The sequence below is a fragment of the Enterocloster lavalensis genome, from assembly GCF_046603895.1.
GTDB lineage: Bacteria > Bacillota > Clostridia > Lachnospirales > Lachnospiraceae > Enterocloster > Enterocloster lavalensis.
In genome coordinates this window covers 3,919,499-3,931,862 of the sequence record NZ_CP176637.1, presented here as the reverse complement: position 1 = coordinate 3,931,862, position 12,364 = coordinate 3,919,499, and the positions used below count along the sequence as shown (strand labels likewise).

Here is a 12,364-nt window from a genome sequence, read left to right as displayed (position 1 = left end):
TTACAAGTTCTATAGTAGATACAGCGATAAGGCTCCGTCTGCCCTTGCGGCGCGCCGGTTGCCGGATCATGCAGTGGAATAAATATCCCGAACAGGGAAGGAAAACGGAGATGATTTCTATGACAGCCCAGGAAGCCATCCGGCCTCATGAGAACGAGAGCCGAAAAAAGATATTGTTAAAATTGTTTATTTCCAACCTCTACCTCAGCACTTTTACCTTCGGCGGCGGCTATGTGATCGTCACGCTGATGAAGAAAAAATTTGTGGACCAGTACCACTGGATCGACGATCAGGAAATGCTGGATCTGGTAGCCATCGCCCAGTCCTGCCCCGGGCCCATCGCGGTAAACGGAGCCATTGTGGTGGGCTACCAGCTGGCGCGGGTTCCCGGGCTGATCATCTCGGTGTTAGCCACCGTGATTCCTCCCTTCACCATCCTCTCCCTGATCTCCCTGTGTTACACCGCGTTCCGCAGCAACCCCTACGTGGGCTGGATGTTAAACGGCATGCAGTCCGGCGTGGCCGCGGTGATCGCCCAGGTGGTGCTGGAAATGACTCAGGGCCTGGTGAAGCAGCGCAGTTGGAGTTCCATGGTCGTGCTGGTGATCGCGTTCGTTGCCAGCTATGTATTTAACGTCAACGCAGCCCTGATTATTCTCGCCTGCGCCGTTCTCGGTCTTTTGACCCGCAAAAAAGGAGGTGCTGAGAACAAATGAACATTTACCTTCAGCTTTTCATCAGCTTTATACAGATCGGAGCGTTAAGCTTCGGCGGCGGCTACGCCGCAATGCCGTTGATCCAGCAGCAGGTCGTCACGCTCCACGGCTGGCTTTCCCCCGCCGAATTCACGGACCTGATCACCATCTCCCAGATGACCCCGGGGCCCATCGCCATCAACTCCGCCACCTTCGTGGGCACCAGAATCGCTGGCTTTGGGGGAGCGGTCGCCGCCACCGTGGGCTGCGTGCTTCCCTCCTGCCTGCTGGTTTCCCTGCTGGCCTGGGCCTATCTGAAGTACCGCAACCTCACGCTGATCCAGCAGGTCCTCACCGCCCTGCGCCCTGCCGTGATCGCCATGATCGCCTCCGCGGGCGTGAGCATCCTGGTCACGGCCCTCTGGCCCCAGGCAATCACCGTTTCCGGCTCCCTGTCCCAGATTCTGGGAACAGCGCTCCGGTCCGCCAACCTGCGCGCCTTCCTCATTTTCCTGGGCGCCATGGTGCTGCTGGTGCGCTTCAAACGCAATCCCATCCAGGTGATGCTTCTGTCCGGCGTGGTGGAAGTGGCTTACCAGCTGGCGATGCGGGCGCTGCCGGGTATTGCGTAGACGTAGGGATACCTGGCCCGCCTCCTGTAGCCGCCGGCCCACGTACCTCCCGCCATTACCTCCCGGCCCACGCACCTCCCGCCACTACCTCCCGGCCCTCACGCCTCCCGGCCGTGCTCCTTAAGCCAAGCCCTCCTCTGCCGGTAATCCGGCAATACCCGCTCCACCTCCGCCCAGAAGCGGTCGGAGTGGTTCATCTCCTTCCGGTGGGCCAGCTCGTGCACCACCACGTAATCCAGGATTTCCGGCGGCATTAAAATCAGTTTCCAATGGAAATTCAAATTTCCCTCGGCGCTGCAGCTGCCCCACCTGGTTTTGGCCGCCCGGATGGAGATACGGCCGTAGGTCACGCCCATGCGGCGGGCGAAATAGGCGGTGCGCCAGGCGATCCGCTTGCGCGCCTGTTCCCGGTACCACCGTTCCAGAGCCGGGTCCCCCTCGTAGTCCCGGGGCCCGCGCTCCTCCTCAGCCCGCCGCCTGTCCTGCATGAGGAACCATTTCTCCACAATCCACTCCCGGCGCTCCTCCACAAACTCTTTCACCGCCTGATCCGGCATACGCCTGGGAACTCTGGCCAGCACCGAACCGTCGGCTTTTACCTCCAGCCCCAGAGTCCTGCGGGCGGAGTAAACCACTTCCACCTGAATCGCACCCTCCTCCCGGCCATCGCTCCAGCTCAGACATATCTGTTTTATCACAGCCTCCGGCCTCCTTTCCCGTTTATTTCCCCCATCTATTGCATTATAGCGGATATCCCGGCGCTTGGGCCCGGCGCTCCATCCCCCGGCCCGGTGTTTTCTCCGGCCGGACAATCCGGTAAACCGGTACCGGTCACCGGCTGCTGCCCGCCCCCGCCGTTTAACCGCCCTCCGCAATGCAAACAACCGCTCCGGCCCGGCATCCCTGCCCCGGCCGGAACGGTCGCCCGCTCTCGCTATACCCCGTCCATCCCTGCCGCAGCCGCGTCAGAGGACGTCTGAAAAATGCGGCCGAAGCCGTTTAAACATCCGTAAACCCACCAGCATCACCACAATGGTCACTCCCCAGAAGTACAGGGTCATGGTGGGACGCCTCCAGAACCAGTCGCCCGTGAGCATGCTGTCGCGGTAGCCCGCCACAATATAGTAAAACGGGTTCAGCTTGAGCACAGTGCCGATCCAGGGATTCCGGCTGGTGAAAATGGCCTCGTCGTACATAATCGGTGTCATCCATATGCCGAACTGCAGGCAGATTCCCACAATATTGGCCATGTCCTTGAAAAATACGTTCACCGCGCTGGTAAAATACCCGAAGGCCAGGGCCAGCATGGCCGCCGCAAAGGTGTAGTACAGAATCTGAATCCAGGTGGCGAACACCGGCTGCCGGTACGCCGCGTACAGCGCCAGCATGATCAGCACAAAAAAGAAGTGCACCAGCAGGCAGGAAAGCAGCTTGATGACAGGCAGCATCTCCACCTTAAACACCACCTTCTTCACCAGGTAGCTGTACTCCTGAAGGCAGCCCGTGATGGAGTTCAGCGCCTCGCTGTAAAAGAACCAGGGCACCAGACCAGGAACCAGCCACACCACATAGGTGGCGTTGGGGACAGGGGGCACCGTCTTCATGCCGTACTCGCCGAAAATGAACCAGTAGATCAGCACGGTCACCAGGGGCTGCAGAAACATCCAGACAATCCCGAAATACGAGCCCACAAACCGCTTGCGGAAATCCGCCAGCGCCAGGTCCAGAATCATTTTCCGTTTTTTTACAATCTCTTTCACCAGAGAGATGACATACTTCATATGCGTTTAATTCCTTTTCTTGTGCGTAAAAGCCGCCAGGCGGCAGACCGTAGAATCTGCCGGGCCGTTTACCGGGTCCGCAGCTGCCGTCCCAAGACCGCTCCGGCGGCCGGTTCTCCGTCAGAACTTGAACGTATCCTTAAGGCCGCTCCACTTCTGATCCTTCTCGGAAATGATCAGTTCCATTCCCTCCTCAATGGGCCACTCCACGCCAATCTCGGGATCGCTCCACAGCAGGCCGCCCTCGTCACCCGGATGGTAGAAATCCGTGCACTTGTACGCAAATTCCGCCTCGTCGGAGAGCACCAGGAAACCATGTGCAAAACCTTCCGGGATATAGAACTGCTTCTTGTTCTCAGCGGACAGTGTCACGCCGAACCATTTCCCGTAGGTCCCGGAATCGGAGCGCAGGTCCACCGCCACGTCGAACACCGTGCCGCGGATGGCGCGCACCAGCTTACCCTGGGGATACTGCTTCTGGAAATGAAGCCCCCGCAGCACGCCCTTCACGGACATGGACTGGTTGTCCTGCACAAACACCATATTGAGGCCCGCCTCCCGGAAATCATTCTGGTTGTAGGTCTCCACAAAATATCCGCGCTCATCCTTAAACACAGTCGGTTCAATCACATACAGCCCCTCGATGGGACAGGGCGTCACTTTTATCTTTCCCATAATTCAATGCTCCTTTATGTTCAGAAGGTTCAAAGGCCCTTCCATTTTATGTAAATTTTTTGCAGCGATGGCCGCTGCACATCTGGCAATTCTATCACATTCCGGCGTTGCTGACAATACCCAGGGCGGGAGTTTTCTGCCCGCCCCATCACACCCGCAAGCACACCACGCTGAAAATCCGCAGAATCACATACACATCCATGCAGATCATGCCAAACAGCAGCTTGCGGTCGTCGCAGTCCGTGCGCACCAGCCGGTCATTTTTCAGGGAGAGCGCGAATATGGGCAGCAGCGGCAGGAGATACCGGCCCTGCACTCCCCGGATGAAGCTGGCGCTCACCGGCGTCCAGGCCAGCAGCATGGAAAACATCAGCGCTCCCAGGCAGATCAGGCAGATCACCCAGATCCAGACCCGCTGCCCGCCTGAGATTTTTAAGGATTCCCCGGGCTTCCGCAGGGCCAGCATGAGCAGAGTAAAGGCCAGTCCCAGCACAATGATATAGGGCGTGTTCAGCACCGGGTCCATGTTGCCCAGGCTGCCGCCGATCATACCGGAGAACAGCTCCCCACCCTGCCAGACCAGGGTGCTGTAACACATTTTCAGCACCAGGAGCGGGCTGTGGATCAGCTGCGCAAAGGAATATCCCGGCTCGTCGGCCCAGATCACATGACGATCCTGGATCCCGGTATACAGCGCCACGGTCTGGCTGTTCACCACCAGCATAGCCAGCGCAAATGCGCCCAACACCGCGGCAGCGGCCGCCAGCCACCGGCCCCAGCCGCCGAATTTTTTCACCGGGATCAGCAGGCACAGCCCGGCGATCACGCCGTAAACCATCTTGCAGGGCCCCATGACCGCCATCACCAGAGCCAGAACCGCCACGTCCAAGAGCCGCACCCGCTCCGCCCGGTACGCCAGGTCCAGGCACACCGCGGTAAAGTAGGCGGTCATGGCCAGAATCATCACATCGTAGGACATGGAGGAGACCAGGTTCAGCGTCATCGGCAGCAGCCCACCCCCGAACACCACCTCTTTCCCAAAGGGCATCCGCCTCATGGTCAGATAACCCATTCCGGTGTAAAACAGCAGGTTAAACAGACGTCCCAGAAACAGCAGCCCGATGCTGCCAAGGCCCAGCGCCCTTGCCAGCGTAATTCCCACTGCCTGCGGCGCATACGCCAAGGGCGTGGTGTGCACGGCGGGCTGGTAGGAGACGGCCACGCCATCCCCGGAAACCGCGGCGGATTTCCCGCCGCCCGGAGCCGCCTCAGCCTCTCCGCCGCCCACAGCCTCAGCCATTCCTCCATCCGGAGCCGCAGCAGCCTCTCCGCCGCCCGCCGCCTCAGCCATTCCTCCGCCCGGAGCCACAGCAGCCTCTCCGCCTCCCGGCCCCCCGCCGCGAATCTCCCCATAGGTATACTGCGTCATCATCTGCCCCAACACCGCGGAGTCCCGGTCCGATGTCCGGCCGCTTCCGTCGTCGGCCAGAACGTCCTCCAGGTCCTCCACCCAGGCGTCCTGCGCCCGGATGAGCACCCGCCCGTCCTCATCTGCTGCTGTTTTCCCCATCAGGCGGTTGGACACCTGGTAGGCGGAAATATAGTGGGCCACCTCATCGGGCGCGGACAGCGGCGGCAGCACGGCCGCGAACAACACCCCCAGGGCGAGGCTGCAGACCACGAACACCCGCTCCAGGCTCCACTGCCTCCGGATCAGGAGCAGCCAGCCCGACGCGGCCAGAAGCCCCATGCCCCAGACAAACGCCGCCCCGTACCAGCCGTACAGGAAGCGGTTCCCGGTCCTGGCGATGCCGTCCCGCACATCCAACCCATGCCAGAGTCCCAGAACGGCCACCGCCAGCGCGCAGGCGGCCAGAAGGCGCAGCCCCGGAGTCCTCAGTTGTAATTTTTTATCGTTCGCACTCATCTTCCACCTCGGCCGCTCTGTCTTTCCCGTCCATCAGCTCCTGTACCTTCAGCTCCAGCTCCTCCTTCTCCTTCTGGTCCAACGCCATTTTCTGGATCAGCTCCTTCTGTTTGCTCTCGATCTGCGACAGATGGATGGTCATGCTGAACACCTTTGCCATGAGCAGGAAAATGGTGAACAGAAACAGGAAGTTGGGGGTGGAGTAGATGCCCAGCAGTCTGGCGCAGATGTTGGCCACCGGCGGACAGATTGCAAATACCACCAGCAGCAGGGCCAGCATCACCCAGAACATGGCTGCCTCGATCTGAACCTTGGCCTGGCGGATCTTGCGCATCATGTACGCCATGGTGGCCAGGGATACAATGATCAAAATCACTCGGAACATCGGTTGCATCATAGGAATTTCCTACCTTCTTTCGTCATTTCCGGGACAAGTCAGACCCGGCTCCAGTATTCCTTGTTCATGGTACAGCGCAGCACCAGGGCCCGCGGCAGAAGCCGGTAGCATTTCCCAACACGGTAGCCCAGATACTTAAAACCGCTCTTCACGAACATCCCGGGCACCAGCCAGGGACGGCGCTGCTTCACCAGGTAGCGGGCCGTCTGTTTGACCAGGCGGATGCCCTCGCTCTCCGAGCGCACCGCCGAAAACAGCTCCGGGTGGTCGGCCTGGGACACCGCCAGGTCGAAATTCCGGTGGAACTGGGCCATGCAGCTGTAGTTGTGGGAGTGCACCACCCGCGCTTCAGCCACGTAGGCCACGGCGTAGTCGTCCTCCAGCACCGCGCGGCCCGCAAAAATCATATCCTCGTTGAAAATGGTCTTGTCGGTAAAACCTCCCTGGAACCAGAACTTTTCCCGGTCATAGGCGCAGCATACGTTTGAGGCGAAAAAGGTCTTGATTCCAAGCTCCTTTAAGTCCGCCCTGGTTTTCACCCGGCTCTGGTCCGGATAATTGAAGGAGCGGGTGTAGCGCTCCGCCAGGCCGCAGTCCTTATCCGCCAGCTGCCGGGCGTAGGCCATAATCACCGACTCCCCCAGCGGCCCCCGCCGGTCAAAGGCAGCCATAAGCTGCTCGATCAGCTGGTTGTCGGCGGGCACCGCGTCGTCGGTCATGAACACCATGATGTCCGCACGGCTGTAGCGCGCGCCCAGGTTGCGGGTCCTGCCGTGGTCGAATTCCGCCTTGGTCAGGTGGTGGACCTCCAGCCCTTTTATGCCCTCGTAACCCTTGTCGTTCCAGTAGGATTTCTCCGTATTCATCACAATAATTCTTCGGATTGGGTACGTCTGCAATTCCAGCATGCGCAGCAGACGGCTGAATTTCTTGTCCGGCTTGTAGGTCGGGATGATCACATCCACGGTGCGCCTGCGCGCGCCCGCATTTCTCTCACTGCGCACTTCCATTGTCTCATCCTGCATTCCCACGATTCTCCCCTTTCTCACGTTTATAGGCCCGGACCATACAGAATCCGAAGCCAGCGGTCAGCCCGATCATCAGCAGCAGATAACAGCCCGCGGCTCCTCCGATTCCCCAGCGCGAAACGATTGGGCCGGAAATCAGGGCCGCCGTGACGGCCGCCAAAAGATACACGATGAAAATGGCCTTCTGTTTTCTCATAATCACCAGCGCATAATACATCAAATTGGCCAGGGCATAAAAGCCCCCGCCTAATACGATTACCACAAAGGCGGTCTGATATACGGTCAGCGTGCCCTCGTATCCGGCGCCCAGGATCGTCTCCATGACCCCCAGCACAAACCGCCCCAGAATCAGGGTCGCGGCCACGGCCAGCACCGTCAGACCGGAGATGATGGCGCCGATGCGCGCCAGCTGCTCCTTAAAGCCCAGAAATAATTTTCCCTCCCACAGATCCGTCAGCTTGGTCAGAAACGGCCGGATCACGAAATTCGCCACCATATAAATCACGGAGGTTGGCATAAAAATCAGGTTGAAATACCCGGAAGCCGCGTCACTGAGCCGGGCGTCGATGGCGTACTTGGCGGAGGAAAACACAAAAAAGTCCAAAAACGCGGACAGAAACAGTAACGCCGTACTGTGAAACAGGCGGGAGGTCTGCCGCTCTCCCCGCATCCAGCTCACACCGTCCACCGCGTGGATCACCGGCAGATTGAACAGGCAGACTCCGGCGACCTGGGCCGCCACCGCCGTCAGGCAGGCCGCAAACAGGTTCCGGGTGACGGCCAGGGCCAGCAGGAAGCAGGACACGGACAGCAGGGTGCGGAAAAAATTGGATTTTCCGGTGAGATACAGGCTGCCCCGGCGCTGGAACTCCGACTCGTAGACGTCGGCATATCCGTCGATCACCTTGTACAGCACCAGGAGAATCAGGATCAGCGCCTTGTAGGGGGTGTAAAATCCCACGGACACCTGGGCCGTCAGATACACGCAGCCCGCCGCCAGCGCGGCCAGACAGGTAATGTAACGGTGTTCCAGGTAATCCCGGAAGGAAAACTCGCCCTTGCCGTCCGTGATCTGGAACGGGCGGATTCCGAAGTACGCGATGATAAACATCTGCTGGCCCAACGTGGAAAACCCGAAGGAAAAGATTCCTCCCTGGTCCTCCCCGATCATCCGGATGACCAGGAAGGACAGCACCATGCTGGCCAGCGCGTAGCAGAAGCTGCCCGCGGTGTTCCACAGGACGTTCTGCCGTTCGATATTGCCGCCCTTGTAGAGCAGGCGGGCCGTCAGTTTGTTCATTTTATCCACCACCTCATGCGGCTGTCACCGCTTGCGGAAATTCTGAATCAAAAATATGGAAATCAGCATCCGCGTCATATATTTCATCGCCACCATGGGCTTTAAATAGCTCTCCCCCGCCAGGCGTTCGTCGATCTCCACCTGAATCTCCGCCACCCTGGCCCCCTGCTTGATCAAAAAGGAGAGGGTGTCCGGCTCGGGGCCGTAATTTAAGTTCAGCGCAAACTCCTCGATCATACTGCGGTTGAACATGCGCATCCCGGAGGTGGGGTCCTTGATCTTCGCCCCGGTGGTCAGGCGGATGGCCGCCCCGATCAGGCGGCTGCCCAGCATGCGGGGGGACCAGTCCTTCCTTTGCTCCACGAACCGGGACCCCACCACAATGTCGTATCCCTCATCCATCTTATCCTTCATAGCGCCGATATATTCCGGCCGGTGCTGGCCGTCCCCGTCAAATTGGATGGCGTACTGATAGCCCTTCAAGTAGGCGTACTTCATACCCGCCTGAAAACAGCCCGCCAGCCCCAGATTCACAGGCAGATCCAGCAGGTTGTAGCCGTTCTGCCGACAGATATCGGCCGTGGAATCCCGGGAACCGTCGTTGACCACAATGTAGTCCAGCTCCGGAAAATCCTCCACCAGACGGCCCACAACCTTTCGTATATTCTTTTCCTCATTGTAAGCCGGTATTACCAGCAGCACCTTGTCCATGAATTGTTCCTCTTATGCGATATCGTTCCACAATATTGGTCCCGGATCAATCAGCCCATCTCCCGGAGCAGCCCGCAGATCCGGTCCACGTCCTCCAGCGCCAGATCCGCGTACAGCGGAAGCGTCAGCACCCGGTCCGCGATGTACTTGGCCACCGGCGTGTCCTTGGAGGAAAATCTGCCCTCATAGCACTGGAAATCGTTGATCAGCGGGTAAAAATATTTCCGCGGATGGATCTGATGGGCCCCCAGGCCATCGAACACCTGGTTCCGGGTCCGGGCGAAGCCGTCGAACACCACGGGGAAATAGGCGTAATTGGGCTTTACCCCGGGGCGGTACTCCGGCAGCTTCAAGCCCTTCACACCGTCAAGATTCTCCAGATACCGCTCCGCCACGCGGCGGCGTTTCGTTATCTCGTCCTCCAGATGGCGCAGATTGCACAGGCCCATTGCGGCCTGGAACTCGTTCATCTTGGCGTTTCCGCCCACCCAGACCACGTGGTCCTGATCCACGATGCCGAAGTTTTTCAGGCAGTTCAGGCGGTGTTCCATCCACTCTTCCCGAAAAGCCACCGCGCCGCCCTCGATGGTGTGGTACACCTTGGTGGCGTGGAAGCTGAAAATGCTGGCGTCCCCGAAGCAGGCCGTGCCCACCCCGTTGTACGTCTCCCCGAAGGTGTGGGCCGCGTCGTAGATCACCTTTAAATTATGCCTCCTGGCGATGGCTTCAATCCGCTCCACGTCACATATATTTCCGTAAACGTGCACCGGCAGGATGGCGGAGGTCTTTTCCGTGATCAGAGCCTCAATTTTGTCCACGTCCATGGTGTAATCCCGGGGATTGATATCGCAGAACACCGGCGTCAGCCCGTTGCGCACAATGGCGTGGGTGGTGGAGGCAAAGGTAAAGGGCGTGGTGATCACCTCGCCCGTCAGCTCCAGGGCCTGAATCACCATCTCCAGGGCCATGTGGCCGTTGGTGAAAAGCACCAGCCGGTCCGCGCCCAGATACTCCTTCAGCTTCTGTTCCAGCTCCTTGTGGTAATCTCCCATATTGGTCAGCCACCCGGACTCCCAGATGGGCTTTAACATTTCTGTAAATTCCTCGAACGGCGGCAGGGAGGACCTTGTCACCAGTATCGGCTTTTCCGTTTCTTTCGCAGACATAATCGTTCCTTTCCGTGCACGCGCTACCAGCGCATGCCGCACACCCCGGTGAGAAACCGCACCTCCGCCAGCACCAGCCCCAGAAAAACTCTGGCGGCGGCCGTTTTCACCGGCCCGGCGTGGAGGTACTCCCGGTAATAATACAGCTTGCTCTCGTGCAGCAGCCGCTGCTTGTCCCCGATGTTTTTCACGCTCTTGTCGATGCTCACCGAGTGGGCATGGACGTAGGAGCAGTCCAGAGCCAGGACGGCGGTCAGGCCCATGGCCTTTAACTTCTGTCCCAGCACCTTCTCTTCATAATATAAAAAGATCCTTTTGTCAAATACTTTGTGAATTTCCCCCTCCGGGAAACGGTCCGGGCGCAGCATAAAAAAAGACCCCGGAACCGCATCCACCAGGCGGCAGCCGGACAGCCCCCCCTGCTTCAGCCGTTCCCGCGGCACATTCAGCCAGCGCGCAAACAGCCGCCGGGTCACAAGTCCCGTGTCCAGCAGATCCTTCCACAGAGGCAGCAGCATCCAATAACTGAACAGCGGCTTCCCCTCCGGGCTCTCCACCAAGGCCGAGGCCAGCGCGCAGCGCTCCGTCCGGTCCAGGGCTTCCTTCACCCGCAGAATACACTCCTCCGACACATGGATATCCGGGTTGGCCACGATCACGTAATCCGCGCCCAGGCGGTCCACCGCCCAGTCCACCCCAATCTGATTGCCCCAGCCGTAGCCGCCGTTCTGCTCCGCCCGGATCAGGCTCACGCGGCCGTCCGGGCGCGCAAGCCCGGAAAGCTGAACCCAGGAATCGTCCGTGGAGCAGTTATCCACCACCACCACCGAATCCAGGCAGTTTATCCCCAAAAGCTCCTCCACCAGTCCACAGGTGGTGCGGGCATCGTTGTAATTGAGCACAATACAGCTGATCTTGTCCATTCTTCCAGTCCTTATGATTTCTTCCGGGCGTCGATCACCTTCATGCCGAACCGGCGGCTGATCCACAGCCGCAGCCCCGGACAAAGGAGCGTCGCCTTGTTGAGCCCCCACCACAGGAACATGTAAAGCTCCTTGCCGGTCTGCTTGGGCGTCCCCTTCCAGGGTGTCCGGTCCAGATACGTCTCATACAGCTTCCGGTAATGATTGCGGTTCCCCGCGATCCACGGCCGCTCGTCCCCCAGGTAATGGAGCACCACCGGGTAACGCTTTGCCTCGGCAAAGGCCTCCCGCCCCACCTCCTCGTAGGCGCGGCACAGGCCATAGAGCGTATCGTAGCGGAAATACCGGTAATTGGTAAAAAAGTTGTATTTGGGCGGCAGGGTGCGGATCTGTCCCCGCAGGGCGCCATTGATGGTGTCCTGGTCGCAGGCAAAAAGGCGTCCTGCGTGGGCTCCGTAAAAATCCAGCAGCCAGGTTAACACGCGCTCCCTGCGCCAGCGCCCCAGGGCCATGAGCAGCACGCCGGAATTGTAGTAGGCGTCGTCCCGGCCCATCCCCAGCGCTTCCTTCATCTCCCCGTAAACCGTGGGCTCCATCACCATCCCCACCAGGCAGTCCCCCAGATCCCACTCGTACAACGGCAAAATGCTGCCGCAAACGATGGTGTCGCAGTCCAGATAAAGGGCCCTCTCCACCGTTTCCGGCAGCACCTCGGCCGCAAACAGACGCCCCATGGCGCTGATGTCAAAGCCCCTGGTGTCGATGTCGTAGGTAAAGCGCTGCTTCAGATCCCCCAGCTCCACGGCCGTAAACCCACGGCCGTATCCCTCCGCGATCCGGCGCAGGCGATCCTTGTAAAGGCCGCACATATTCACCGAGAGCACATAGACGTGCATATGGGGAATCTGCCGGTTGTTCTCCAGCAGGGAAACCAGGGAGGCGGCCAGATGTCCCGCGTACCCGTCGTTGGAGGCGTATATGATATTGACTGTCTCTTTATTCCATTTCATTATGGCACCCATTTCTTACATTCCGTGGTCATTTTATTTACAATTTTACAATAATCCCAATAAAAAGTAAATCACATATAGAATTTTCATAACAGATATGTTAAATTAGGACATGTACG

General features: G+C 59.2%; 13 protein-coding genes. 2 read left to right on the top strand and 11 right to left on the bottom strand.

Going from position 1 to position 12,364, the window contains the following annotated elements; translation table 11 throughout:
• The first annotated feature begins 110 nt into the window (after positions 1–110).
• Both ACK2JC_RS17595 and ACK2JC_RS17590 read left to right on the top strand, forming a co-directional pair.
• Entirely contained in the window at positions 111–716 is a 606-nt protein-coding gene (locus ACK2JC_RS17595) for a chromate transporter (protein WP_182481703.1), read from the top strand.
• Positions 713–1,327 (top strand): chromate transporter, encoded by a 615-nt coding sequence (locus ACK2JC_RS17590; protein WP_320938131.1) that lies wholly within the window; start codon positions 713–715, stop codon positions 1,325–1,327. Before ACK2JC_RS17595 ends, ACK2JC_RS17590 begins: the two co-directional genes overlap by 4 nt.
• Positions 1,328–1,425: 98 nt before the next feature.
• Here the strand turns inward: ACK2JC_RS17590 and ACK2JC_RS17585 are convergent, their stop codons facing one another.
• The 11 genes from ACK2JC_RS17585 to ACK2JC_RS17535 form a co-directional block, all read right to left on the bottom strand.
• Complete coding sequence (locus tag ACK2JC_RS17585) at positions 1,426–2,025, bottom strand: M48 family metallopeptidase (protein ID WP_092370772.1); 600 nt, start codon at positions 2,023–2,025, stop codon at positions 1,426–1,428.
• 267 nt (positions 2,026–2,292) lie between these two features.
• Positions 2,293–3,108, bottom strand: coding sequence for an ABC transporter permease (locus ACK2JC_RS17580; protein WP_092370775.1), 816 nt, complete (start codon positions 3,106–3,108; stop codon positions 2,293–2,295).
• Positions 3,109–3,228: 120 nt separating this feature from the next.
• The gene (gene rfbC, locus ACK2JC_RS17575; protein WP_320938132.1) at positions 3,229–3,783 is read right to left on the bottom strand and encodes a dTDP-4-dehydrorhamnose 3,5-epimerase; all 555 of its coding nucleotides are present in this window, start codon (positions 3,781–3,783) and stop codon (positions 3,229–3,231) included.
• 148 nt (positions 3,784–3,931) lie between these two features.
• Positions 3,932–5,710, bottom strand: a complete 1,779-nt coding sequence (locus ACK2JC_RS17570) for a DUF2142 domain-containing protein (RefSeq protein WP_320938133.1) — start codon at positions 5,708–5,710, stop codon at positions 3,932–3,934.
• Positions 5,694–6,107: a DUF2304 domain-containing protein gene (locus ACK2JC_RS17565; RefSeq protein WP_092370781.1), complete on the bottom strand. Its 414-nt coding sequence runs from the start codon at positions 6,105–6,107 to the stop codon at positions 5,694–5,696. Before ACK2JC_RS17565 ends, ACK2JC_RS17570 begins: the two co-directional genes overlap by 17 nt.
• Before the next feature lie 38 nt (positions 6,108–6,145).
• On the bottom strand, positions 6,146–7,132 hold the full coding sequence (locus ACK2JC_RS17560) for a glycosyltransferase (protein WP_320938134.1): 987 nt from the start codon (positions 7,130–7,132) through the stop codon (positions 6,146–6,148).
• A complete protein-coding gene (locus ACK2JC_RS17555) occupies positions 7,122–8,435 on the bottom strand; it encodes a lipopolysaccharide biosynthesis protein (protein ID WP_092370784.1) in 1,314 nt (437 codons plus the stop codon). Before ACK2JC_RS17555 ends, ACK2JC_RS17560 begins: the two co-directional genes overlap by 11 nt.
• A 24-nt stretch (positions 8,436–8,459) precedes the next feature.
• Positions 8,460–9,146: a glycosyltransferase family 2 protein gene (locus ACK2JC_RS17550; RefSeq protein ID WP_092370787.1), complete on the bottom strand. Its 687-nt coding sequence runs from the start codon at positions 9,144–9,146 to the stop codon at positions 8,460–8,462.
• A gap of 50 nt (positions 9,147–9,196) precedes the next feature.
• On the bottom strand, positions 9,197–10,312 hold the full coding sequence (locus tag ACK2JC_RS17545; protein WP_331681293.1) for a DegT/DnrJ/EryC1/StrS family aminotransferase: 1,116 nt from the start codon (positions 10,310–10,312) through the stop codon (positions 9,197–9,199).
• Positions 10,313–10,335: 23 nt separating this feature from the next.
• Complete coding sequence (locus tag ACK2JC_RS17540; RefSeq protein ID WP_092370790.1) at positions 10,336–11,235, bottom strand: glycosyltransferase family 2 protein; 900 nt, start codon at positions 11,233–11,235, stop codon at positions 10,336–10,338.
• Between the two features lie 11 nt (positions 11,236–11,246).
• Complete coding sequence (locus ACK2JC_RS17535) at positions 11,247–12,245, bottom strand: glycosyltransferase family 8 protein (RefSeq protein ID WP_320938135.1); 999 nt, start codon at positions 12,243–12,245, stop codon at positions 11,247–11,249.
• Between the last annotated feature and the right edge of the window lie 119 nt (positions 12,246–12,364).

Coding starts and splice junctions, on each gene's coding strand:
- ACK2JC_RS17595 (WP_182481703.1), top strand. CDS start 111: ATGATTTCTATGACAGCCCAGGAAGCCATCCGGCCTCATGAGAACGAG.
- ACK2JC_RS17590 (WP_320938131.1), top strand. CDS start 713: ATGAACATTTACCTTCAGCTTTTCATCAGCTTTATACAGATCGGAGCG.
- ACK2JC_RS17580 (WP_092370775.1), bottom strand. CDS start 3,108: ATGAAGTATGTCATCTCTCTGGTGAAAGAGATTGTAAAAAAACGGAAA.
- rfbC (WP_320938132.1), bottom strand. CDS start 3,783: ATGGGAAAGATAAAAGTGACGCCCTGTCCCATCGAGGGGCTGTATGTG.
- ACK2JC_RS17570 (WP_320938133.1), bottom strand. CDS start 5,710: ATGAGTGCGAACGATAAAAAATTACAACTGAGGACTCCGGGGCTGCGC.
- ACK2JC_RS17565 (WP_092370781.1), bottom strand. CDS start 6,107: ATGATGCAACCGATGTTCCGAGTGATTTTGATCATTGTATCCCTGGCC.
- ACK2JC_RS17560 (WP_320938134.1), bottom strand. CDS start 7,132: ATGCAGGATGAGACAATGGAAGTGCGCAGTGAGAGAAATGCGGGCGCG.
- ACK2JC_RS17555 (WP_092370784.1), bottom strand. CDS start 8,435: ATGAACAAACTGACGGCCCGCCTGCTCTACAAGGGCGGCAATATCGAA.
- ACK2JC_RS17550 (WP_092370787.1), bottom strand. CDS start 9,146: ATGGACAAGGTGCTGCTGGTAATACCGGCTTACAATGAGGAAAAGAAT.
- ACK2JC_RS17545 (WP_331681293.1), bottom strand. CDS start 10,312: ATGTCTGCGAAAGAAACGGAAAAGCCGATACTGGTGACAAGGTCCTCC.
- ACK2JC_RS17540 (WP_092370790.1), bottom strand. CDS start 11,235: ATGGACAAGATCAGCTGTATTGTGCTCAATTACAACGATGCCCGCACC.
- ACK2JC_RS17535 (WP_320938135.1), bottom strand. CDS start 12,245: ATGAAATGGAATAAAGAGACAGTCAATATCATATACGCCTCCAACGAC.